Source organism: Lampropedia aestuarii, from assembly GCF_004803635.1.
In the GTDB taxonomy this organism is placed as follows: domain Bacteria; phylum Pseudomonadota; class Gammaproteobacteria; order Burkholderiales; family Burkholderiaceae_C; genus Lampropedia; species Lampropedia aestuarii.
In genome coordinates, this window is the sequence record NZ_SSWX01000026.1 from 32837 (window position 1) to 56074 (window position 23238).

General features: G+C 55.8%; 16 protein-coding genes and 1 pseudogene. 1 reads left to right on the forward strand and 16 read right to left on the reverse strand.

Annotation, left to right across the window (positions count from 1 at the left end; all coding sequences use genetic code 11):
* Nucleotides 1-7: 7 nt before the first annotated feature.
* Together E8K88_RS15765 and E8K88_RS15770 are read right to left on the reverse strand one after the other, a co-directional pair.
* Nucleotides 8-3163: an efflux RND transporter permease subunit gene (locus tag E8K88_RS15765; RefSeq protein ID WP_136407635.1), complete on the reverse strand. Its 3156-nt coding sequence runs from the start codon at nucleotides 3161-3163 to the stop codon at nucleotides 8-10.
* Between the two features lie 14 nt (nucleotides 3164-3177).
* Nucleotides 3178-4488 (reverse strand): efflux RND transporter periplasmic adaptor subunit, encoded by a 1311-nt coding sequence (locus E8K88_RS15770; RefSeq protein ID WP_240754565.1) that lies wholly within the window; start codon nucleotides 4486-4488, stop codon nucleotides 3178-3180.
* A gap of 556 nt (nucleotides 4489-5044) precedes the next feature.
* On the opposite strand from E8K88_RS15770, the gene E8K88_RS15775 reads away from it, so the two are divergent.
* A complete protein-coding gene (locus E8K88_RS15775; protein ID WP_136407636.1) occupies nucleotides 5045-5770 on the forward strand; it encodes a TetR family transcriptional regulator in 726 nt (241 codons plus the stop codon).
* A 117-nt stretch (nucleotides 5771-5887) separates the two neighbouring features.
* On the opposite strand, the gene dld is transcribed toward E8K88_RS15775, so the two are convergent.
* From dld to phnD (E8K88_RS15840), 14 genes and pseudogenes are all read right to left on the reverse strand, one after another.
* Entirely contained in the window at nucleotides 5888-7672 is a 1785-nt protein-coding gene (gene dld, locus E8K88_RS15780; protein WP_205880106.1) for a D-lactate dehydrogenase, read from the reverse strand.
* 170 nt (nucleotides 7673-7842) lie between these two features.
* A complete protein-coding gene (lldD, locus tag E8K88_RS15785; protein ID WP_136407637.1) occupies nucleotides 7843-8982 on the reverse strand; it encodes an FMN-dependent L-lactate dehydrogenase LldD in 1140 nt (379 codons plus the stop codon).
* A gap of 92 nt (nucleotides 8983-9074) precedes the next feature.
* Nucleotides 9075-9854, reverse strand: coding sequence for a transcriptional regulator LldR (lldR, locus tag E8K88_RS15790; RefSeq protein WP_136407638.1), 780 nt, complete (start codon nucleotides 9852-9854; stop codon nucleotides 9075-9077).
* Between the two features lie 122 nt (nucleotides 9855-9976).
* The gene (locus E8K88_RS15795) at nucleotides 9977-11746 is read right to left on the reverse strand and encodes an L-lactate permease (protein ID WP_136407639.1); all 1770 of its coding nucleotides are present in this window, start codon (nucleotides 11744-11746) and stop codon (nucleotides 9977-9979) included.
* A gap of 568 nt (nucleotides 11747-12314) precedes the next feature.
* Nucleotides 12315-13454 (reverse strand): FMN-dependent L-lactate dehydrogenase LldD, encoded by a 1140-nt coding sequence (gene lldD, locus E8K88_RS15800; protein ID WP_136407640.1) that lies wholly within the window; start codon nucleotides 13452-13454, stop codon nucleotides 12315-12317.
* A 68-nt stretch (nucleotides 13455-13522) separates the two neighbouring features.
* Complete coding sequence (gene lldR, locus E8K88_RS15805) at nucleotides 13523-14305, reverse strand: transcriptional regulator LldR (RefSeq protein WP_136407652.1); 783 nt, start codon at nucleotides 14303-14305, stop codon at nucleotides 13523-13525.
* Between the two features lie 31 nt (nucleotides 14306-14336).
* Nucleotides 14337-16019 (reverse strand): L-lactate permease, encoded by a 1683-nt coding sequence (gene lldP / locus E8K88_RS15810; RefSeq protein ID WP_136407641.1) that lies wholly within the window; start codon nucleotides 16017-16019, stop codon nucleotides 14337-14339.
* Between the two features lie 25 nt (nucleotides 16020-16044).
* Nucleotides 16045-16350 (reverse strand): hypothetical protein, encoded by a 306-nt coding sequence (locus E8K88_RS15815; RefSeq protein WP_136407642.1) that lies wholly within the window; start codon nucleotides 16348-16350, stop codon nucleotides 16045-16047.
* Between the two features lie 396 nt (nucleotides 16351-16746).
* Nucleotides 16747-16923 (reverse strand): annotated as a pseudogene (locus tag E8K88_RS18635) (hypothetical protein); the annotation flags it as partial.
* A 365-nt stretch (nucleotides 16924-17288) separates the two neighbouring features.
* Nucleotides 17289-18149, reverse strand: a complete 861-nt coding sequence (gene phnE, locus E8K88_RS15820) for a phosphonate ABC transporter, permease protein PhnE (protein WP_240754566.1) — start codon at nucleotides 18147-18149, stop codon at nucleotides 17289-17291.
* Nucleotides 18150-18158: 9 nt separating this feature from the next.
* Nucleotides 18159-19016 (reverse strand): phosphonate ABC transporter, permease protein PhnE, encoded by an 858-nt coding sequence (phnE, locus tag E8K88_RS15825; RefSeq protein ID WP_240754567.1) that lies wholly within the window; start codon nucleotides 19014-19016, stop codon nucleotides 18159-18161.
* Entirely contained in the window at nucleotides 19013-19900 is an 888-nt protein-coding gene (phnC, locus tag E8K88_RS15830; protein ID WP_136407643.1) for a phosphonate ABC transporter ATP-binding protein, read from the reverse strand. Before phnC ends, phnE (E8K88_RS15825) begins: the two co-directional genes overlap by 4 nt.
* Nucleotides 19901-19994: 94 nt before the next feature.
* Nucleotides 19995-21002 (reverse strand): phosphate/phosphite/phosphonate ABC transporter substrate-binding protein, encoded by a 1008-nt coding sequence (phnD, locus tag E8K88_RS15835; RefSeq protein ID WP_240754568.1) that lies wholly within the window; start codon nucleotides 21000-21002, stop codon nucleotides 19995-19997.
* Nucleotides 21003-21173: 171 nt separating this feature from the next.
* Complete coding sequence (phnD, locus tag E8K88_RS15840) at nucleotides 21174-22160, reverse strand: phosphate/phosphite/phosphonate ABC transporter substrate-binding protein (RefSeq protein ID WP_136407644.1); 987 nt, start codon at nucleotides 22158-22160, stop codon at nucleotides 21174-21176.
* Between the last annotated feature and the right edge of the window lie 1078 nt (nucleotides 22161-23238).

Below are 23238 nucleotides of genomic sequence, written 5' to 3' on the forward strand. Positions count from 1 at the left end.
ACGTTGATTAAGCATGGCGAATAGGCTCCTGTGGTGCATGGGGTTGCGCATCCTCTGGCACATGGCGCTTGCCATCGCCAAAGATCTTGCGCACAACCACATAAAAGACCGGCACAAACAGCAGCGCGAAAATGGTTCCGGTGATCATGCCGCCAATCACACCTGTACCAATCGTGCGCTGGCTGGCGGAACTGGCACCAGAGGCGATGTACAAAGGCACAACACCAAAGGTAAAGGCCAAGGACGTCATCAGAATAGGACGGAAGCGCAGGTGCGCAGCTTGCAAGGCCGCTTCAAGCGCAGACATGCCCTCCGCTTGCAGGTCTTTGGCAAACTCGATAATCAAAATCGCATTCTTCGCAGAAAGCCCGATGATGGTCACCAAGCCGATCTGGAAGTACACGTCCCTTGGAATACTGTGCATCGCAACAGCCCCAACCACCCCGAGCACGCCCAGCGGCACAACCAGAATCACGGCCAATGGAATCGACCAGCTCTCATACAAAGCGGCCAAACACAAGAATACAGCCAGAATAGAGAACGCATACAAGACCATGCCTGCCGAGCCCGCGAGTTTTTCTTCTCGCGACTGGCCAGTCCACTCATAGCCAAATCCGTCTGGCAGCTGCGCGACCAGCCGCTCCATTTCCTCCAAGGCTTGGCCGGTACTGTATCCAGGCTTTGTTTCGCCAGTGATACTCATGGCCGGATAGCCGTTGTAGCGCACACCTTGCATCGGGCCGGTAATCCAGTGCGCAGTCGTGAAGGACGACATTGGCACAGACACGCCCTGGTTGTTCAACACCGTCAAAGCCAAAATGTCTTCTGGTTGCATCCGTGCTTCGGCCTGCGCTTGCACCATGACGCGCTGCAAACGTCCACGGCTCAGGAAGTCGTTGACATAACGCGAGCCCATCGAGGTCGACAAGGTCTGATTGATCGCCGCAAAGTCCACCCCCATGGCCTGGGCCTTGTCACGGTCGATCTCCAATTTCAGCTGCGCAGCATCCTCCAGACCATCTGGACGCACACCGGTGACAATCTTGCTTTGTGCCGCCATGCCGAGCAACATATTGCGGGCATTGAGCAAGGCTTCATGCCCTTGTCCTGAGCGGTCTTGCAAACGCAGCGCAAAACCAGAAGAGCTGCCCAATTCAGGGATGGGTGGCGGCGACAGCGTGAACATGAAGGCATCGCGGAACTGGCTCAATGCCCCCATCGCACGGCCAGCCAGGGCGCTGGCGGAGTTGTCGGCGCCTTTGCGCTCGCTCCAGTCCTTGAGCGTCACGAACATCAACCCAGCATTCTGGCCTTGGCCTGTGAAGGAGAAGCCCAGAATCGAGACCACGTTAGCGACTTCAGGCTGTTTGCTGAAGAAGTCTTCAGCCACCTTAATGGCCTCAAGCGTACGCTGCTGTGTCGCGCCTGGCGGCAATTGCACGTTGTTGATCAAATAGCCCTGGTCTTCATTGGGCAGGAATGACGATGGCAGGCGCTGGTAAATCAACCCCACAGCCGCGCCGATGGCCAAATAAATACCCATCATGATCCAGGCGTGGCGTGTCAGGCGCCCCATCAGACCCTCATAGCTTTTGGCAGAGCGTGTGAAGCTGCGGTTAAACCAGCCAAAAAAGCCACGCTTTTCCATGTGGTGACCTGCTTCAACTGGTTTGAGGAAGGTCGCGCACAAGGCCGGTGTCAGGGACAGCGCCAGGAACGCCGAGAACGCAATCGCGGTCACCATCGTGATCGAGAACTGGCGGTAAATATTGCCGATCGAGCCGCTGAAAAAGGCCAGCGGCACAAACACGGCGATCAACACCAGGGTCACACCCACAATCGCACCGGAGATCTGGCCCATGGCTTTGCGCGATGCAGCCAGCGGCGAGAGCCCTTCCTCGCTCATGATCCGCTCGACGTTCTCCACCACAATAATCGCATCATCCACGACGATACCAATCACCAGCACCATGCCGAACATGGACAACACGTTCAACGAGAAGCCCGCCGCATACAAAACGCCCAAGGTGCCCAGCAAAGCAATCGGCACGACAATCGTGGGAATCAGGGTGTAGCGCCAGTTCTGCAAGAACACGAACATCACGACAAACACCAAAGCAATGGCTTCAAGCAAGGTCATGGCCACTTGCTTCATCGAAATTTCAACGAATTTCGAGGAGTCATAAGGAGCGAGCCACTCCACGCCTTTAGGGAAGAACTGCTCTTGCGCAGCCATCGCCTCCCTGACCCCTTTGGAAGTCGCCACCGCATTGCCGTCATTGGACAGCTGCACACCAATCGCGACGGCCGGCTTGCCGTTGATGCGTGAGCCAAACGCATAGCTCTCAATGCCCAGGTCAACGGTGGCGACGTCTTTCAGACGCACGACCGAGCCATCGGCATTGGCGCGCAACACAATGTTCTCAAACTGCTCGGCACTGGTGAGCTGGCCATCGACCACCACGGTGGCAAAAATGGTTTGTCCTGCTGTATTGGGCAAGTCACCGAGCGAGCCGGCAGAAACCTGCGCATTTTGCGCGGTAATCGCAGCGCTGACATCAGCCGCGGACAGGTTAAAGCCAGTGAGCTTGGCGGGATCCACCCAAATACGCATTGCGCGTTCGGCCGCAAACATTTGTGCTTTACCCACACCAGGCGTGCGCTGGATTTCAGGCAGGATGTTACGCGAGACATAATCGCTCAAATCGTAGACGCTGACTTCATCGGAGGTGGAAATCAGGCCCACCACCATCAGGAAGTTCGACGAGGCTTTCTCGACCTGAATACCTTGCTGCGTCACCGACGCTGGCAAGCGAGGCGTCGCCTGACTCAAACGGTTTTGGACATCGACCTGGGCCAAATCGGCATTCGTGCCCGGTTGAAAGCTCAAGGTAATCGAGCCCGTGCCGTTGGCCTGGCTGGTGGACTCCATATAAACGAGTCCAGGCGAGCCATTCATCTCGCGCTCAATCACAGCCAGCACGGTCTCTTCCAGCACCTGCGCCGAAGCACCAGGGTATGAGGCCGAAATGGAAATGGTCGGTGGCGCCACCGCCGGGTATTGCGCCACCGGCAGGTTCTGGTAGGACACCAAACCCACCACGATGATGAACAACGCTACGACCCACGCAAAAATGGGCCTATCAATAAAAAACTTAGCCATTGCTTACGCTCCGATTACTGCTTTGCAGCTGGCGCGGCGGCGCCCTGAATGGGTTCTACAGTGGTATTGGCCGCAGGCTGTTCAGCGTCAGGGGCAGAGATCAGCGACTTCCATGGCACCGGCTTGACCTTGACATTAGGGGGCATCATTTGCAGACGCTGGAAGCCGTCCACCATGACCTGCTCGCCAGCCTCCAAGCCAGACTCCACCAACCAGGTGTTGTTGCTGGCTGCACGCACTTTGACTGGTTTGACCTGGCGATTGCCTTCGGCATCCACCACAGTGACAGTGTCGCCTTGCTGCGTACGGGTGACCGCTTGTTGCGGGATCGCAATCGCATTGTTGACCTGGGCCTGCTCAATGTTCACCCGCACATACATGCCTGGCAGCAGCAATCGATCCGGGTTCGGAATTTCAGCGCGCAAAGTGACTTGACCAGTGCTGGGATCGACCGAGATTTCAGAGAACAGCAATTTGCCAGCCACACCGTAATCGGAGCCGTCTTCCAGCACGATTTGGACTTTGGCTGCATTTTCTCCTTCAATCTTGAGCAATTGGCCTTGTTGCATGAGGCGTTGCAAGGCCAAGGCATCGGCACTGGACTGCGTGAAGTTCACATAAACCGTGTCAATTTGCTGAATCAGCGCCAGTGGCGTGGGCGTGCCATCGCCCACCAATGCGCCCTCCGTCACCAAGGCCTGGCCGATGCGGCCAGCAATCGGTGCGGTCACGCTGGCGTAACCCAGGTTGATTTCTGCAGTGCGCACCGCAGCACGAGCCACGGCCACATTCGCTTGAGCGGCTTTGAAGGCGGCATCGGCATTGTCAAACTCTTGTTGGCTTACCGCATTCACAGCCACCAATGGGCGGTAGCGGTCTGCCAGGGTTTTGGCTTGCCCCAAGTTGGCCTCAGCGCTGGCCAGGCTGGCCTTGGCGCTTTGCAGCAATGCCTGGTAAGGCTCGGAATCGATCTTATAGAGCAGTTGGCCGGCCTTGACCTGGCTGCCTTCTTTGAATACGCGCTCCGTGACAATGCCCTGCACCCGAGCACGCACTTCGGCCACACGCGAGGCTTCCACACGGCCTGGCAGCTGCGTGACCAAGGCAATTGTTTGCGGAGTTGCAATCACCACGCCTACTTCTGGCGTTGGCATTTGCTGGGCCGCGCCCGCAGGTGCGACACCTGCGTCCTCTTTGTCAGACAAGCAGCCTGTCAAAAGAACCGCTAAACCAATGCACGACAGCATGGCAGGAACGCGCACACGCTGGATGAATGAGGTGCCTGCCAAGCGGCTGGATGTTCGTGGATGCGACTGTATCTGCATACAAAAAACCTTTGTGGACGGAATAAGACTATACGGATAGCAAGCTCTGCGCGTCAGACCGTCCACGATCATGGTCAGCTGCCTAGCAGTTGCTAAAAAATAAAAATACTAACGTCTGCAAGCTTACGCAAGGATTACTTGCGTGAGAAAAAGACAACACTTGCCTGGCAAGCGCAGGAAGCAAACAGCCGTCTTACTTCAACAAAACCAGGGGAAAACAATAGGTATTTTTCCCCAAATGCTTGAGTCAAGTGCGGGAGTATACATACATTCAAGAATGTATATTGGATAATCCCTATGAAATTCCTAGGGAAGCATCTGCATTACCCTCAATGCTGGAAAGAGGTTGGGATCAGGATGCGCCGCAATGGCTTGCCGCACTCGTTATGGGCGGCAAGCCATTGCGCAGCGAAACGCCTGAGACACCGCTCAGACCACAACCGGCAGCGGTGCAGTGCCCCCTAGGCAAAGTCAGACTAACAAGATGCTTTTTGACAGAGTGTGAGCAGCTTGTATGACGGATTGACCATGGCTTTACTGATTGTTGGCACTATTTATGGCTCGTAAGACAAAAGAAGACGCACAAGCGACCCGCAACCAGATTTTGGATGCGGCCGAGCGCTTGTTCGACACCCAAGGCGTATCGCGCACCACACTGCAAGCGATTGCCAGCGAGGTGGGCGCTACCCGTGGCGCGGTGTACTGGCACTTCAAGGACAAGGCCGACTTGTTCAATGCAATGATGGAGCGCATTGAATGGCCGATGGACAAGGAAACGCTGTGCCGCCAAGACCCGCACAGCCTGCTGCTCAAACTGCCGCCGCTGGTGGCTCTGCGCAATGTGATTCTTGAATGCCTTCGCAGCATTTCTGGCGATGGGCAAGTGCAACGGCTGCTCAATATTTGCCACTACCAGATCGAATTCACCGACGACATGTCATCGGTGCGCGAGCGTATGCTGCAGGCGCATAAGAATTTTTATGAGCGGCACTTGATGGCCTTTTCCCACCCCAAAGTCGCTCCCGAGCTAAAACATGGCTTCTGTCCAGAACTGCTGTCATCCGTGCTGAAAAATGCCATTTTGGGACTGATTTCCACTTGGCTACTAGAGCCGGAGTCATTTGATCTGGTTGAAGTTGGCGACAGCACCATGGATTTGATCCTGCACGGTGCAGGCCTTAACCCTGCGCTGGCACGCATGGAAGACGGCAGCGCCTGCCCGCTGCTGCAGCACAAGCCCCTGACCGGTAAACACGCCAGTGATGTGTCGTCTGCGCATTAAGCGCGCATTGATCAACGCACAACGCTGGCTCTGCCCCCTCTGATTGGAGTCTATTCAGGCAAAAAAACAAGCGCCCATATGGGCGCTTGTTTGCATTTCAACTCCGATGTTCAGGCATTACTGCGACGCACCGCTGGATTCTTCACGGTAGCCATTCCATTGCCCGCTGCCCTCACAGCAATCACCCCAATTGCGCGCCTTGGAGGTTTGACCAATGCCCGGATTAAATGTATTGGTTGGGTCCAGCTGCTGGTAAAAGCCTGCCAAACTGGGTTTGGCCACATACAAATGCCCGACGTTGTGCTCGGCCGGGTACTCGGCGCGGCGGGCGTCGAGCAACTTCCACATGCGGTGCTCCATCTCAATCGGATCAACGCCTTTTTTGACGATGTAATCCTGATGGAATACATGGCAGAAGAAATGGCCGTAGTAGAGCTTGTGGATGATGTCATTTTCCATCTCGACGGGCAATTGCTCGACCCAATCGCGGTCATTGCGGCGCAAGGCCACATCCAAAGCCAGGATGTCTTGCACTTGCTTCTGGTGGGCTTCGCGGTAGCGAATGGCCGCCCCTGCAATGGCAAAGCGGTGCAAAAAGGCTTTGCGCCCCTCTTCGGCGTCGCATTCAAAAAACGCCCCGCTGGTGCTGCTGGCAAAGAAGTTCTTTAAGAATTCACGTGCCACCTCGGCCGTGTCGTTGGAGACACGCACCAGCAAGTGGTGCTCAAAACGGTCTCGCCACTCTTGCATCCGCGCGGGCAAATGGCTGGGCATTTTATCGGTGACCGCTTGCACGACGCGATCGCTCACACCACGCAGGCCCAAGCGCTCAAAGAAACCATCCACGCGGCTTTTCATTGCAAAGGCCTTTGGCACCTTGGCCGTGCCAAAGCGGTCAATCAGCAAAAACGTGTCTTTGCCATACTTCTCGCCAATGTCATACGCTGTGCGGTGGATGTACTCTCCGGCAATTGGCAGGCGCGGCAAGCTGGTCAACATGAAGCGGCGCACTTCAGTCAAATCGTCCGGGTTATTGCTGCCAATATAAAAGACGGTGCTTGGCTCCTTGGGGAAGGTATCAAGCCGCACCGCAAACAGGCACAGCTTGCCAGCCGAGCCCGATGCTTCAAACAAACGCGATGGATCGGCATTGAAGCGCGCTGGGCTGTCGGCATCGACTTGGCGCACATCATCGCCATAACGGGCATCAGAGGCAGCGCGCCCAGTGTCGTTGTGGACATCGGCTGCGGTGTATTGGCCGTTTTGCAGGCGTGTGAGAATTTCCTCAGGCGTCTCACCCAGGTCAATGCCCAAATGGTTGATCAACTCCAAAGTGCCGTCAGCGCGCACCTGGGCATACAAGGCCAGCTGTGTGTAGGCGGGCCCACGGCGCACCAAGGCGCCACCTGAGTTATTGCAAATACCGCCGAGCACCGAGGCGCCAATGCACGAAGAACCGATCACCGAATGCGGCTCGCGATTCAATGGTGCCAGCGTTTGCTCCAGCCGATCGAGTGTTGCGCCAGGCAGGCACACGACCTGCTCGCCCTCGTTGATCACCTGCACGCCAGGAATGCGCAAAGTGCTGATCAGCACAATCTCACGGTCATAGGCATTGCCATCGGGTGTTGAGCCGCCGGTCAGACCGGTATTGGCCGCTTGCATGATGACAATGCGATCGGCGGCCACGGCCGCTTGCAGTACCTGCCACTGCTCCAGCAACGAGCCTGGCTGGACGACAGCCAAAACCTCGCCTTCGCCCGTGCGGTGGCCTTTGCGAAAGCGTCTGGTGCTTTGCTCATCGGTGAGCACATGGCGCTGCCCTACAAAGCCGCGCAACTGCGCCAATAATTGATCAGCAGACACGCGAGCGGCTGCCATTTGAGAGGAGGAAGAGGTCATGGTCAGATCAATCGATCAAAAACAATCGACAAGCGCCTGCGCACCCATGGCGGGTGTGCAGGGTACAAAATATAGGCAGCGGCAGGTGGCCTGTGGTGGGCCCCGCGATGGTGCTGCTCAAAATACGGCGACAGGCACATGTGTGCGCATGCGTACAGCCGCACAATATATCAAGATTCAGGCACCAATAAAGTTGGCGTGATGTCGGCAATGCGATTCACACTGGTCAACGTCATGGCCACACGCATTTCTTTTTCAAATAAATCCAGCACATGGGCTACGCCGGCCTGTCCAGCGGCGGCCAATGCATACACAAAAGCGCGGCCAATCAGCGTGCAATCGGCCCCCAGGGCAATCATGCGCACCACATCCAGGCCGTTGCGGATGCCAGAGTCAGCCAGAATCTTGATTTGCCCTTTGACTGCATCGGCAATCGCTGGCAGGGCATGCGCGGCCGAGAGCACACCATCGAGCTGGCGCCCACCATGGTTGGAGACCACAATGCCATCGGCACCAAAACGCACCGCGTCTTTGGCATCTTCGGGGTCCAGAATGCCTTTGATGACCATTGGGCCTTTCCAGAAATCGCGAATCCATTCCAAATCCTTCCAGGAAATGGAAGGGTCAAAATTGGCCCCCAAATAGCCGATGTAGTCCTCCAGCCCCACCGTTTTGCCCAAATAGCGGGAGATATTGCCCAGATCATGCGGCTTGCCATGCAAGCCCACATCCCAGGCCCAAGTGGGATGCATCACGGACTGCCAATAACGGCGCATGGCGGCATTAGGGCCACTCATGCCAGAGTGGGCATCGCGGTAGCGCGCGCCAGGCGTTGGCATATCAACGGTAAACATCAAGGTCGAGCAGCCTGCCGCCTGGGCCCGCTCCAGCGCATTTTTCATAAAACCGCGGTCTTTGAGCACATAGAGCTGGAACCACATCGGCCGGCTGAGCAGAGGCGCCACTTCTTCAATCGGGCAAACCGACACGCTGGACATGCAAAAAGCAATGCCTTTGCGGTCCGCGGCCTGCGCGGCCTGTACTTCCCCGCGCCTGGCAAACATGCCGGTCAAACCCACCGGCGCCAAGGCCACTGGCATGCTGAGCTTTTCGCCAAACAATTCAATGCTGGTATCGAGTTGGCTCATGTCCTTGAGCACACGCTGGCGCAAGGCCACATTGGCCAAATCCTCGACGTTGCGGCGCAAGGTTTTTTCTGCGTAGGCGCCCCCATCAAGGTAATGAAAAAGAAAAGGGGGCAAGCGCTTCTGGGCTGCCGCACGGTAGTCACTGGGCGATGAAATAATCATGGTGTTCTCTCAAATCAAAGCACTGGCGGCGCATCCTGCCGATGCTGCTAGCGCACACGTATTAACACGACCACAGGCTGGCACAGAGCCTCTTATCTGGCGATGACCGGGCTGCGAATGGCATCGGGCAAGCTGCGATAGCGTTGCTGCCTGGCCTCATCATCGTCATAGCGCCTAACAGTGTCTCGCACAAAAACCAGGTGCTCTTGCACCGCATCTCTGGCACCGGCGGCGTCGCCCTGCACAATCGCCTCCAGCAGGCTGGCGTGTTGCACGGTCAAATCATCAATGGCCTCTGGCGTGGCCAGCATGAACATCGTGTTTCTATTGTGCATAACGCTGGTGAGCACCAATTCAAACAAGCCATGCATGACACGCAGCAGCACGACATTGTGCGAAGCCTGGGCAATCGCGAGATGGAATTGCGCATCGGCGCGCGATGACAGCTCGCGGTTACCGCTTTTCTGGTGCATCAGCATCACATCAAAGCAGTGGCGAATGCGGTCCTTGTCAGCTGTCGTTGCACGCAATGCCGCATGCCAAGCGGTGGCACTCTCAAGCGCCATGCGCGCCTCCAGCACGTCGTAGCGGTACTCGGGGTCGCTGGAGAGCAATGCAGCCAAAGGCGCAAACGTATCGGGCAGCAAAAACGACGACACATGGCGCTGCTCTTTCACATAGGTACCATCGCCTTGGCGACTCTCCAGCACCCCTTGGCTGACCAGCTTTTGAATCGCCTCGCGCAGCGAAGCCCTGGAGACGCCGAGCTGTTCTGCCAAACGCCGCTCGGCAGGCAGCTTTTGTCCGGGCAATACATCGCGACTCTCCACCAAAGTCAGCAAACGCTGCAATACCACATCCGAGAGCTTCATCTGACCTCACTTGCGCACATCGTTTCATCTCAAAAAAAATGGCGCAACACCCGCTTGTGTGCTGCGCCACCATGCTGACACTGGGCCTCAACGCGGTCTGCGTTGAGGCCATGAACAGGCTCTTAGCGTGCGGCTGCAACCAGAGGCTGTCCTTTCCAGAACGAGAGTCCGCCAAAGAACAACACCAGCCAGACTGCCGCAGCGATCCACCAATTCAAGCTGCCAGTGATCAAAGCCTGACCAATCAAACCAGCTTGAACACAATAGAACGCCATCGGAATCAGCGTTTTACGCACCACTTCGCCTTCACGGTTCATCATACCCACAACAGCACCGGCAGCAACCACGTTGTGCACACAAATCATATTGCCAGCAGCACCACCGACCGCTTGCAAGGCCACCACCACCGCCGACTGATCAACCGTCAAGGCAATTTGCTGCGCCGTCGAGAACTGGAAGTAGGCAAACATCATATTGCTGACCGTGTTGGAGCCGGCAATGAAGGCCCCTAAACTGCCCACCCAAGGCGAGACATTCGGCCAGGCCTGCCCTGCCAAAGCGGCAGCACCTTGAGCCAGCACAATCGGCATGCTGACGATCGAGCCATCCGCGGCAGCGGAGTTGATGAAGACCTGCACCATCGGCACGGCCAGCAGCAAGGCCGGCGCGGCATCCACCATCGTCACGGCAGAGTTCTTGATGCCACGGCCAAACTGCTGCATGTTCATGCCAAAGATGGCAATACAGGCCAGCGAAGCCAGAATCAAGATAAAGCCAGGCGAGTACAAGAACTGCGCAGAAGCGGCAATCGGGGTGTCGAACAAGTTCGCAAATCGAATCGTCGTCAAAGGCCCAGTCAAGAAGGCTTTCAGCTCAGGGATGGTGCGTGTGAGAATCAGCAAGGCCACCACCAGCACATATGGCGAGAAAGCGCGCAGCACCGAGAATTTTGGTGCGACTTGTGCATCCGCATCGGTCGCCGCCAGAGTGCCCAGCCATTTTTCTTCCCATGCAGCACGTGGCGGGAAGTCAAACTTGTCCTTGGGAACAAACCAGCCTTTTTTGGCCGCTGAAACCACGATCACCAGACCGATCATCGCCCCTACCATCGATGGGAATTCAGGCCCCAGGATGCGGGCGATGAAGTAGTAAGGCACAGTGAACGCCAAACCAGCAAACAGCGCGAATTTCCAGGCTTTCAGACCTTCAGCAAACGATTGCTTCTGACCAAAGAAACGCGTGAGCATCGCGCACAGCAACAGCGGGATGAAGACCCCGACAGAAGCATGAATAAAGGCCACGTTCTCAACGATTTGCTGCAAGTAATCGAGCGGCTGCATCGGCGCAATGACGGCGGCCACGTCGGCCTTGTTGTCAATGCCAGAGCGCACGCCCACCAACATCGGGGTACCAACCGCGCCAAACGACACCGGCGTGGACTGGATAATCAGCACCGACATCACCGCAGCCATCGCCGGGAAACCCAGCGCCAGCAACAGTGGCGCGCCCACAGCAGACGGCGTACCAAAACCAGAGGAGCCTTCAATCAGAGAGCCAAACAGCCAAGCCACGATGATGACCTGCACGCGGCGATCGGGCGAGACATCCATAAAACCTTGGCGAATGGCCAGCAGCGCGCCACTTTCTTTCAAGGTGTTAAGCAACAAAATCGCACCGAACACAATAAACAGCAAAGTTATTGCCGTCACGATACCGTTCACCGTCGCAGCAGCCACAACCGCCGCCTGTGCTTGCCACACAAACAAAGCCAATAAAGCCGTCACCACGTAAGCCGAGCCCATGGAGAACTTGGCCGAACGCCCCAGCACCACCATGAGCAAAAATACGACAGCAATTGGCGCCAACGCCATCAAGGTATAGCCCACACTCATACGCCTGCCTCCATCAATCAGTATTCACAAGAAATCGGCTTAGAGCCTGCTCATCATCTCGTCGCAGCGGCGCATGGCACACAACAGAGGCAACACCGCAATACGCTTTTGGTACCTTCTACTTCGGGTTGAAGCCCAACAGGCGTATCACATCCTTTGGGGCCTCAACGCGACTGCGTGAAGATGATGGACAGGCTCTTACAGCCACGTCGGTCTCTCAATTGCACATAAAAAAAGGCCCCAAGGCCCTCAGGACCCAATCAAACAACATGATGTGATCCGTGAATCTAAAGATAAAAAATTGTAAATGGTCATACCATCCTGTCTAAACAGGGGTAAACCCGCAATCCGCCAATATCCACGGATGCAAAAATACTGTTGAAAATCAAGCAATTACTTTTTGAAAGCAGCTCTTCACCAGTAAAAAAGGCAGAATGGTCATACCAATCTGCCTTTTTACCCCCTGCTGTGGTTGTGCTAGCGTTTGCAGGCCTTGGATGTCTTTTTACCGCATTGCAAAAAGACTACGCGCAATGCAGCAAAATTAGCCGCCACAAAGCCCAAGTGGCTAGCGGTGATTGACCAGCAACTTCTCGGTGATATCAGCCACTTTATTAACGCTGGTCAGTGTCATGGCGACACGCATTTCTTTCTCAAACAAATCCAGCACATGCGAGACCCCGGCCTGACCGGCAGCGGCCAGCGCATAAATAAAGGCGCGGCCAATCATGGTGCAATCAGCCCCCAAGGCCAGCATGCGCACCACATCCAGACCATTGCGAATGCCTGAATCGGCCAGAATCTTGATCTGGCCTTTGACCGCATCGGCAATCGCGGGCAATGCACGGGCTGACGACAGCACGCCATCGAGTTGGCGTCCTCCATGGTTGGAGACAATGATGCCGTCTGCGCCAAAACGCACGGCATCTTTGGCGTCTTCAGGATCGAGAATGCCTTTGATCACCATCGGTCCCTTCCAGAACTCACGAATCCACTCGATGTCTTTCCATGAGATGGACGGATCAAAGTTGGCCCCCAAATAGCCGATGTAGTCTTCCAGGCCAACGTTCTTGCCCAGATAGGCCGAGATATTGCCCAGGTCATGTGGCTTGCCATGCAGGCCCACATCCCAGGCCCATTTCGGGTGCATGACCGATTGCCAGTAACGGCGCATCGCCGCATTCGGGCCGCTCATGCCTGAATGTGCATCACGGTAGCGCGCACCAGGCACAGGCATATCCACAGTGAATACCAGGACGGAGCAGCCCGCTGCCTGGGCTCGCTCCAGGGCATTTTTCATAAAACCGCGGTCTTTGAGCACATACAGCTGGAACCACATCGGACGGCCCAGCTTGGGCGCCACCTCTTCAATCGGGCACACTGAAACGCTGGACATGCAAAACGGAATGCCTTTTTGATCAGCCGCTTGCGCCGCCTGCACCTCGCCACGACGCGCATACATGCCTGTCAAACCCACCGGAGCCAAACTGACTGGCAGCGTCAGTTGCTCACCAAACAATTCGATGCTGGTGTCGAGTTGGCTCATATCATTGAGCACCAACTGGCGCAGCGCCACATCGGCCAAATCATCGACATTGCGCTTGAGCGTTTTCTCCGCATAAGCGCCGCCATCGATGTAGTGAAACAAAAATGGGGGCAAGCGCTTTTGCGCGGCTTTGCGGTAGTCACTGGGGGAGGAAATAATCATGGCATCAGCCTCAAACTGCACCTGCCCCACGGTCTGCGGAGCAGGCTATAAAAAATACAGGTGAATAATCAGTCACCAGCGATATGCGAACCCGGCAATTTGATTTGCTCAGGCGTGCGCGCATAGCGGGCGTGCCTGGCATCATCGTCCTGCATGCGGCGCAAGGTCTCGCGCACATAGCCCAAATGCTCATCAATCATGGCCCGCGCGCGCGGCGCATCCCCATCCAGGATGGCCTGCATCAGACCGTAATGCTGCTGCGTCAGCTCCTCCAGGGAGCCTTGCGCAGCCAAGGTAAACATCGCTCTGCGGTTGTGCGCCACCGTCGAGAGCACGACCTCAAACAGGCTGTGCATGACGCGCAGCAACACCACATTGTGCGAGGCCTCGGCAATTGCCAAATGAAAGCGCGCATCGGCTTTGGCCGATAGCGCACTATCGCCTTTTTTCTGGTGCTGCACCATCACATCAAAGGCGCGGCAAATGCGTTCCTTGTCACTTGGCGTAGCCCGCAGCGCCGCATGCCATGCAGTGCTGGCTTCGAGCGCCGTGCGGGCCTCCAGCACATCGTGGCTGTAGTCGGGGTCACGGCTGAGCAACTGCGCCAATGGCTCAAAAGTATCGGGCAGCAAAAACGACGGGCTTTGCGTTTGCACGTAAGTGCCTGCCCCGCGCCGGCTCACCAGCAGGCCTTGGCTTACCAGTTGCTGTACCGCCTCGCGCAAGGACGAGCGCGAGACGCCCAGCTCTTGCGCCAGCTGGCGCTCGGCCGGGATGCGGCAGCCTGGCTGCCACTGCCCACTGTGCACAAAAGTCTGAAGCCTTTTTGCGACCTGCTCTGCCACACGCATGTTCATATTTGCAAACGCCCGATTAAAACCATTAATGGCCTGGAATCATCCATGGCAAGACATAGGCTTGCAGTGTCGTGATGATGCCAACGATGGCGGCAAACGCCAAGCTGTGTTTGACCGTAAAGCGGAACAAATCAGATTCTTTGCCAGCCAGACCAACGGCCGCGCAAGCAATCGCAATCGATTGCGGCGAAATCATTTTCGCGGTAACACCACCGGTGGTGTTGGCCGTAACCATCAGCACTTCGGGCAGGTTCAGCTGCTGCGCGGTCGTTGCCTGCAAAGCGCCAAACAAAGCATTGGCTGAAGTGTCAGAGCCTGTCAGGAACACCCCAATCCAGCCCAGGAATGGCGAGAAGAAAGTAAAAGCACCCCCGGTATGCGCCAAGGCCAAAGCCAAGGTGGTCGACAAACCCGAGTAATTGGCAATGAACGCAAACGCCAGCACCATGCCGATCGAGTAAATCGGAACCGCCAACTCTTTCAAAGTCTCACCTGCCGTCTCAACCGCCTTGGCCGGCTTGAGGCCCAAGAACACAATCGTGATCAGGGCGGCAATCACAATCGCCGTGCCAGTGGCGGAGAACCAGTTGAACGAATATACCGCGCCATAAGGCGTTGCAGCATCCACCACCGGCGGCATTTTTTGCACCAGGTTATGCAAGAAAGGCACCGGGATATTGATGACCCAGCTGGCCAGTGCGCCGTTCGCTGCAAACAAGGCTTTGAAAGGCTTCAAGCTCCAGATCGTCACCATCGCCGTCAGGATGATGAACGGCGACCATGCCTTGAGCACTTTGCCAAAGGTCAGTTGCACCGGTTTGGCATTGGCTTGTGCCTGCGCAGCGGCCACTGCTGCGGGGCCCCCTTCGGTTTCAAAACGGAAAATACGTTTGGGTTGCCAGACTTTCAGGAACAAAGTCAGCACCACCAAAGAAACAATTGCCGACGTGATATCGGGCAGCTCCGGGCCAATGTAGTTGGCGGTCAAGAACTGCACCACAGCGAACGTGCCACCGCCAACCAAAACTGCTGGCCAAGTTTCTTTGACACCGCGCCAGCCGTCCATGATGGCCATCAGCCAGAACAACACCAAAACCGTCATGAAGGGCAATTGGCGGCCTGCCATTTGGCTGATCTCCATCGCATCTACGCCCGAGACCTGCCCGGCCACGATGATTGGAATGCCCATCGCGCCAAAGGCCACCGGTGCGGTATTGCCAATCAGGCATAAGCCCGCCGCATACAAAGGCTTAAAGCCCAGGCCCACCAGCAGTGCCGCCGTGATCGCCACGGGCGCGCCAAAGCCGGCAGCACCTTCTAAAAAGGCACCAAAACAGAAACCAACCAAGATCAGCTGCAAGCGCTGGTCGGGCGTGATCGACAAAATGGATGAACGGATGATGTCGAACTGCCCAGTTTTCACTGAGATTTTGTAGAGAAAAACCGCTGCGACAATAATCCAGGCAATCGGCCACAGGCCATAGAAAAAGCCATACAGCACTGAAGCCAGGGCATTGGCTACAGGCATTTTGTAGAAAAGCAGTGCGACAGCCATCGCCAGCGCCACTGTAATAGTCCCCGCCACATAGCCTTTGAGGCGCAGTTTCGTCAACGCCAAAAAGAAAAAGATGATTGGAATAAGCGCCACAAGCGCCGAGACCCAAATATTACCTGCCGGGTCGTAGTTGTGTTGCCAGAGTTGATCCATTGCCTGACTAGCTGAGTATGAAAGATTAAAAAGTGCCGCCTTTGCCAAGTGCTTCCCGATGTTGCGCTGGGTCTGCCGATCTCCTCTGCACCGCCAGCCTGAAGCCCTTTAAAAACTGCACCGCACTGCCACCAAACCAGTGCTTCTGTGAAATACCTTGCTTTTTTGCAGCACTTGCCAATAGCGAAACAGCATCCAGCAACGCTGCCAAAAGACACGCAACCGCTTTCACGATCCCATCCCCAGCCAGAACACAAGTCCAAATTGGTATGACCAAAAGACACTTTTTTAAGTGCGCGCCCATTTTAAAGACCAGAAAAGACCTTCTCATTAAAGGGTAAACCCTTAATTGCTTCGCATTTTGGAATATTTTGATGCTTTGGTCTGACCAAAATGGTCGACTAGGGCTGGTACACATTCGCACACGCGGGCCACACCGGCCAAAAGACTGCGCCTGATGCGCGTTGCAACTGTGCGCGGTTGTGTTGCACCACTCAGACGCAGGCCAAAACGCACCAGACCAAGACCCGGTTATCCCACGGCAGGCGCCTTGGGGCAGCCAATGTGGTGAATGGATTCAAGATGGCTGCTCGCCCACGGATCTCCACGGCTTGCCTCTCCAAGGTGCTGCCCTTGGCTTGCTCGCCAAGCTTAGCTTGGCAATTCATCTTCGCTTCTACCAGCGTGCGGCGGTGATGACCGCCCCAATCTTTCCAGATTGCCCGGCCTATATGTCGACAGGCCGCCAACATGCCGACGACATGCGGCAATGCCCAGCAACTGCGATCTGCTTGAGCAGCTCTGGCACGACTGGAGCGTCTCCCACATCGTTGGTCGTGACCCCAATGGCCCGTATTGGCAAGTGGCCCTCGTCCATACCGATATGCACTTGTCGCCATTGGTGCCTGCGTTCTGCACACGTGCTTTAGGTCGTCCATTCGCCCTCACCCAAGAACTGCATGCCTGTGGCGTCGACGAGTACATGCGGCCCTCCAGAACTGGGCGTCTAGCGCACATTCACCTCCAAGTCCTTTTGCCTGCGACACGGCGTGCTGTAACTGGGTGCGTGCACGGCAAGCCGCTCAACTTGATCAGTGGCAGGCGCTTTGAAAGCGCTTGCAGCGTCTTTGGATCTTGGGGTTTGGAGCCCAGATGGCACGCTGCCTTGTCAAAAACCTCGCCGGGCAGACCAGCCCGACTGCGTTTTTGCCGCGCAAGGTATCTATCTGGGCTCCAGCGCGGTCTGCGGAGAGATGAGGGGCAAGCTGCTTAAATCAGATGCTTACGCACCTTGGCCGTCAGCCATTCGCTGACAACCACAGTCAGCAAAATGGCCAACAAAATCAGCGTGACCTTGGGCCAGGCCAGCGTCCCCAAGGCCGCCTCCAGCTTGACGCCAATGCCGCCTGCCCCCACCAAACCCAGCACGGTCGATTCGCGGATATTGATGTCCCAGCGAAACAGGCTGACCCCAGCCAAAGTCGGCGCGGTTTGCGGTGCAATGGCCCAGGCCATGACCTGGGTGCGGCTAGCGCCTGTGGCTTCAATGGCCTCGACCTGCTTGGTATCGATCTCTTCAATCGCTTCATACAACAGCTTGCCGACAAAGCCAATGGAGCGCAGCGCAATCGCGATGATGCCGGCCAATACACCAGGGCCTAAAACAGCGACCAGCAGCAAGGCCCAGATCAAGGAGTTGATCGAGCGTGAGCTGACAATGACCAAGAGTGCCACAGGCCGCACCAAACGCACGCTGGGCGTGGTGTTGCGTGCAGCCAAGAACGCCACAGGCACGGCCATGATCACACCCAGCAAGGTGCCCAAGGTGGCGATGTTGAAGGTCTCCCACATCGGCTGGAGAATTTCAGAGGTAAAGCCCCAGTCCGGCGGGAACATGCGTGAGCCCACGTCTTGCACCTGGCGTGGTGCATCGGCGACAAAGGCCCAGATCGTGTCCTTGGTCATGACCTGAAAGGCCCACGAGACCAAGGCCAAACCCAGCACCCAGGCCATGAACAGGCCAACTTCTTGCTTGGTCGTGCGTTTGCGCCAGGCCATCGATCGCGGGCTGCGCGGTGCATGCGTAACAGCAGCTGCTGCGTGCTGCGGGGAAACAGTAGATGAACTCATGCCTGCGCCTCAATCAAAACGTTTGCGGATCCAGCCAGAGGCGTATTCAGCCAACATGACAATGCCAATAATCACCAAAATCACCGCTGCAGCGGTATTGAACTCATAGCGGTCCATCGCGGTATTGAGCGTAGCGCCAATGCCGCCGGCGCCCACAATGCCGACCACCGCCGATTCGCGGAAGTTGATGTCGAGCCGGTACAAGGACAGCCCCACCAAACGCGGCAGCACCTGCGGATAGACGGCATACACCAGCACCTGCATATAGCTGGCACCGGTAGCGCGCAGCGCTTCGAGCTGGCTGGCCTTGACCTCTTCCATGTCTTCGGCCAGCAACTTGGCCATGAAGCCAATAGTGGCAATCGTCAGCGTCAGAAAACCGGCAAACGGGCCAAAGCCAAACATCACGACCATGAAGATCGCAATGATGATCTCGTTGAGCGTGCGCGAGAGCGCAACCACGGTGCGGCAGAACAAATAGACCGGCAGCGGTGCCAAGTTGCGCGCAGCGCCAACGGCAATCGGAATCGCCAATGCCACGCCCACGGCAGTCGAGGTCAAGGCCATTGTCAAGCTCTCGACAAAACCAACCACGATGTCGTGCTGCCGGCTGACAAAATCAGGCTGTGCAAACGCCGCAACAAAACGCCAGCCACGCACCAGACCTTCAGAGACGCGTTGCCAGTTAATCTCCAGTGACCCCAAAGCCAGCACCAACCATAACAAGGCCAGGCCCATCAAGCCGTAGCGCAAAGCGGCATTGGCAATCCATGGCGGGCGCTTCCACTGGGTTGGCCATGCACGAGTGGCCATCGCTGCACCGTGGCCGCCGATCGCGCCCTGCACATTCAATACGGGCGCATTCATGGTGTCACCGCCTGGGCCATCACCGCTGTGGCGGCGAGGCTATACGCTGCATCTGCCGGACCCGATCGCGTGCTGCGCTGCGCTGCAGGCTCTGCAGCTTCATCCGACTCCTCGGCTGCGGCCACGTTGCGGGTAATCGCCGTCCAATCTTCATCACCATAAATGCGCGTCAGCACCATCGCATCCATGCCTTTGGCCGGGCCGTCATAGACGATTTCACCGGCCTTGAGGCCGACAATGCGCGGCAAATACTGGGTGGCCAGCACCACATCGTGGATATTGATGATGGCAGCCAAGCCACGCTCAGCGCACAGCTCCATGATCAGACGCATCACCTGGCGCGAAGTTTTGGGGTCCAGGCTGGCGGTCGGCTCATCGACCAGCAGCAAGCGTGGCTCTTGCATCAGGGCACGCGCAATGCCCACGCGCTGGCGCTGACCACCAGAGAGTGCGTCGGCGCGTTTGTTTTCCATGCCAGCCAAGCCGACACGGTCGAGCAGCTCGTACGCACGGGCAATGTCTTTGCCATCAAAGCGGCGCGTCCAGCTTTTCCAAAAGCCGGTGTAGCCCAGGCGGCCTGACAGCAGGTTTTCCATCACGCTCAGGCGCTCGACCAGTGCGTATTCCTGAAAAATCATGCCAATTTGACGGCGTGCACGGCGCAGGCCTCGGCCAGAGACATGGGCCAGGTCCACACCGTCCAGCGCAATCGTGCCTGCTGAAGGCGTCACCAAACGGTTGACGCAGCGAATCAGGCTCGACTTACCGGCCCCAGAGGGACCAATCAGGCCCACCACTTCTCCTGCACGCAGCTCCAAAGAAACACCTTTCAGCGCGACATCGTTATTGGCATAGCGTTTCTCTAAGGAGTCAATCACCAACATGGCTCATCCATTCTTTAAGCGATCAGCGCTACCGTGCGAGTACAGGCCACGGGTGATGCAGCACTTGCCCATGGCACAGCATGGGCAGGAGTCTTTAACGGCAGCGCACGACAGAATCTGTCGCGGCGTCCACATCACGCACAATTTGCCACTGGCTCTGGTAGCTGATCGGAACAAAACGTTGTTGGGGAGGCGTGCTTGCCGCGAACTCACGCTGCAGCGCACTGCCTTCCCAGTCGAAAGTAAAAAAAGCTTTTTCAATGGCCTCGGCCAGCTCGGGCTTCAAATCATGGGCGTAACCATAAGCAGGGGTTGGAAATGGTTCAGACTCATACAACAGCCGCAAATCGGCCACATTCACTACGCCCCGACCTGCCATGCGCTGGGCAATACCACTGGCTACTGCCGCTGCGTCGTAATCCTGGTGCACCACGCCCAAAATGGAATTGTCGTGCTTGCCTGAGAACATCGCCTGGTAATCCTTGCCCTGCTGCAAGCCAAATTGGCCCGCCAGCAGCGCCACAGGGGCTTTGTAGCCTGAATTGGACGACTCCGAGGTAAACGCCAGGCGCTTGCCTTTGAGTTCAGCCACGCTTTGCAATGGGCTGTCTTGGCGCGTGATGATTTGCATCCGATAGCCATAACTGCCATCTTTGGCAGCCATCATGGCAAACGGCACAAAACCGGCGCAATTCACAGCCAAAGGCACAGCCCCCGTCGCCAAAGCAGCCACATGCAAACGCCCTGCGCGCATCGCCTCGACTTCAGCGGCATTGCTTTGCACGGCAAAGTACTGCACCTTTTTGCCTGTGACCTCTGACAAATGGTCCAAAAATCCCTTCCACACCTCGGCAAACACCGCTGGATCCTCTGCCGGGCTAAACGCAAACACCAGCGTTGCAGGATCACGCCACTGCTGCGCATCCTGCGGCCGATCAGCCACCAAATCGCCATTGCGATCCTGGTAGCGCGTATCCAGCGCAGATGCTGTAGCTGCGGTCTCAGCCATGGCCAAAGGCCCTGCGCCCAATGCCAGCAGCGCAGCAGCAAGCCCGCGCCGCGCCGTCACGCCACGCACGCGACGTACCTTGGGCTGTACCACAGGAGACAAGCATTGAAAAAACGATTCAAAAGAGGGGGAGCACAACATGGGCATTCTGCGCAACAGCACAGTGGCGATTGAAAACCGCACATGCTAGGCCGATTGTGCATGCCTGACAACCAGCGCGCGCGCTATCCATGCTTGGCCCCACCACTTCAGGCCAACTACAGCTTATTTGCAGGTGTACTCAACGCCCATCGCCTGGTCAATATCGCGCACGACTTGCCAATGCTCTTTATAGGTGATTGGAATGAATTTTTCCTGCGGTGGCTCAGACACGTTGAATTCTTTGGCCAAGCCTGTTCCTTCCCAGTTGAAGGTGAAGAAGGCTTCCTTGACCTTTTCAGCCAGTTCAGGCTTGAGGTTGTAGGCATAGCCATAACCCGTCGTTGGGAAAGTCTGCGACTTGTAGATCGTCACGGTTTGCTCAGGCTTGACCACTTCGCGCGCTTGCATGCGTTGCAGCACCGAATTGGCAATCGCGGCGGCTGGGTAGTCTTGATTGGCAACACCAATGATGGAATTGTCGTGCTTGCCAGAGAACACCGGCTCGTAGTCCTTGCCCGCTTCCATCTTGAACTGCTCGCGCAGCAAAGCAGAAGGTGCCTTGTAGCCGGAGTTGGACGTCTCAGACGTAAACGCCATTTTTTTGCCCTTGATGTCTTCGACTTTTTCAATGCCGCTGGCTGGATACGTGATGATTTCCATCTCATAGCCATAGCGGCCGTCGTTGGAGGCCATCAACGTGAACGGCACAAAACCAGCGCAATTCACAGCCAATGGGTTCGAGCCGGTATTGAAGCCTGCGACATGCAAGCGGCCTGCACGCATGGCTTCCAATTGCGCGGCATTGTTTTGCACCGGGAAGAACTGGACCTTCTTGCCAGTGGTGGCAGACAAATGGGTCAAAAACTCATCCCAGACCTTGGCGTACACAGCGGGGTCTTCGACAGGCGTGTAAGCAAACACCAGCGTCTCTGGGTCAACCCACAGCTTGGGATCGGTCGGCGTATCAGCGACCAGGTCGCCATTGCTGTCCTGGAAACGGGCATCCAAAGCCTGAGCTTGTGTGCCCAGCAACAAGGCTGCTCCAGCGCAAGCCACGCTCAGCAATGTGCGCAGCGTATTGGGTGCTTGTGGGGAAGTCAATGCGGTCATCTCATCTATCCTGTGGCTGTATGAAAAAAGCGAAGGATAGAAACCCAATGTGACATGGGCGTGAATGTCTATAAAAAGTCAAAAAAACATCCAAGTGCTTTGAAGCCATCGCTATGCCCGGTAACTATCTTGCATCTGCTCGCTTTTTTAGTGCCGCTAACACCACCCTTGGCTTGAATGGCTTGGCTTTGACTCGGCTTTGTTGCATAAATCAAGCGCAGGCCAAAACTCCCCAATCCCAGTGACATCCTCCCCAAGAGTCAGAGCGGAGATCAAAGCTTCCTCGGCTCCACTTAAAGAACTTGTCCGGCGCTACAACATCCATCTCTTCAAGAAACTCGCGCTTGCGCGTTCTCTTGCTGCTCAACTCAAATCCACTTCCAAGGCTTGTTTTTTTCATAAAAAGAAATATCTCACAGTCTCAACCACTGCCACCCACCTTTTGCAGAGTTTCCTTAGGTTTCGCATCCTGGACGATTACTCGCGCTTAGAATGAACCTCCCTCAAAGAAAGCACTCTAAATAAAAAAAATATAACTAAAAAACTAATACAATAAAGAAATAATTCAATAAAAAAATTAAATAAAAAACCAAAAAACAAAACAAAAGTACAATAAATCGCAAACGAACCAAAAGCAAAAACAAATAAAAATTTTTCCATTATTTTCGCATCAGACTTCCTATAAACCATCAACCCAGAAACAATCAATAAAACAACTGAAAACACAGTCATTAATTGGAAAAAAAACTAAAATTCGGGGCTTGAAATATCAAAAATATAAAAATAGCCAATATGAAAAATATTTTTTCCTTCATTAACCTTATCAACCTAACCTCCACACATTTTAATTGCATCAATAGAGAGATACCACCTCATATACTCCGGAGAACTTTTTGCGATTCCATAGAGTTTCGGCAAAATCCTTCCTGCATTAATATATTTCATCAAGCTTCTTGGACTCAAATGAATTTCATCATACTCAAAACTCGCGGAAATAGTAGGACTAACCGCGGATATCTCAAATGAAACTTTACTTTCAGAATCACAACTGAATCGACCAGGGTTTTATAGATAGTTC

Excerpts from the sequence above, each read along its gene's own strand:
- E8K88_RS15765 (WP_136407635.1), bottom strand. The coding sequence starts at position 3,163 with ATGGCTAAGTTTTTTATTGATAGGCCCATTTTTGCGTGGGTCGTAGCG.
- E8K88_RS15770 (WP_240754565.1), bottom strand. The coding sequence starts at position 4,488 with ATGCAGATACAGTCGCATCCACGAACATCCAGCCGCTTGGCAGGCACC.
- E8K88_RS15775 (WP_136407636.1), top strand. The coding sequence starts at position 5,045 with ATGGCTCGTAAGACAAAAGAAGACGCACAAGCGACCCGCAACCAGATT.
- dld (WP_205880106.1), bottom strand. The coding sequence starts at position 7,672 with ATGACCTCTTCCTCCTCTCAAATGGCAGCCGCTCGCGTGTCTGCTGAT.
- lldD (WP_136407637.1), bottom strand. The coding sequence starts at position 8,982 with ATGATTATTTCATCGCCCAGTGACTACCGTGCGGCAGCCCAGAAGCGC.
- lldR (WP_136407638.1), bottom strand. The coding sequence starts at position 9,854 with ATGAAGCTCTCGGATGTGGTATTGCAGCGTTTGCTGACTTTGGTGGAG.
- E8K88_RS15795 (WP_136407639.1), bottom strand. The coding sequence starts at position 11,746 with ATGAGTGTGGGCTATACCTTGATGGCGTTGGCGCCAATTGCTGTCGTA.
- lldD (WP_136407640.1), bottom strand. The coding sequence starts at position 13,454 with ATGATTATTTCCTCCCCCAGTGACTACCGCAAAGCCGCGCAAAAGCGC.
- lldR (WP_136407652.1), bottom strand. The coding sequence starts at position 14,305 with ATGCGTGTGGCAGAGCAGGTCGCAAAAAGGCTTCAGACTTTTGTGCAC.
- lldP (WP_136407641.1), bottom strand. The coding sequence starts at position 16,019 with ATGGATCAACTCTGGCAACACAACTACGACCCGGCAGGTAATATTTGG.
- E8K88_RS15815 (WP_136407642.1), bottom strand. The coding sequence starts at position 16,350 with ATGAGAAGGTCTTTTCTGGTCTTTAAAATGGGCGCGCACTTAAAAAAG.
- phnE (WP_240754566.1), bottom strand. The coding sequence starts at position 18,149 with ATGAGTTCATCTACTGTTTCCCCGCAGCACGCAGCAGCTGCTGTTACG.
- phnE (WP_240754567.1), bottom strand. The coding sequence starts at position 19,016 with ATGAATGCGCCCGTATTGAATGTGCAGGGCGCGATCGGCGGCCACGGT.
- phnC (WP_136407643.1), bottom strand. The coding sequence starts at position 19,900 with ATGTTGGTGATTGACTCCTTAGAGAAACGCTATGCCAATAACGATGTC.
- phnD (WP_136407644.1), bottom strand. The coding sequence starts at position 22,160 with ATGACCGCATTGACTTCCCCACAAGCACCCAATACGCTGCGCACATTG.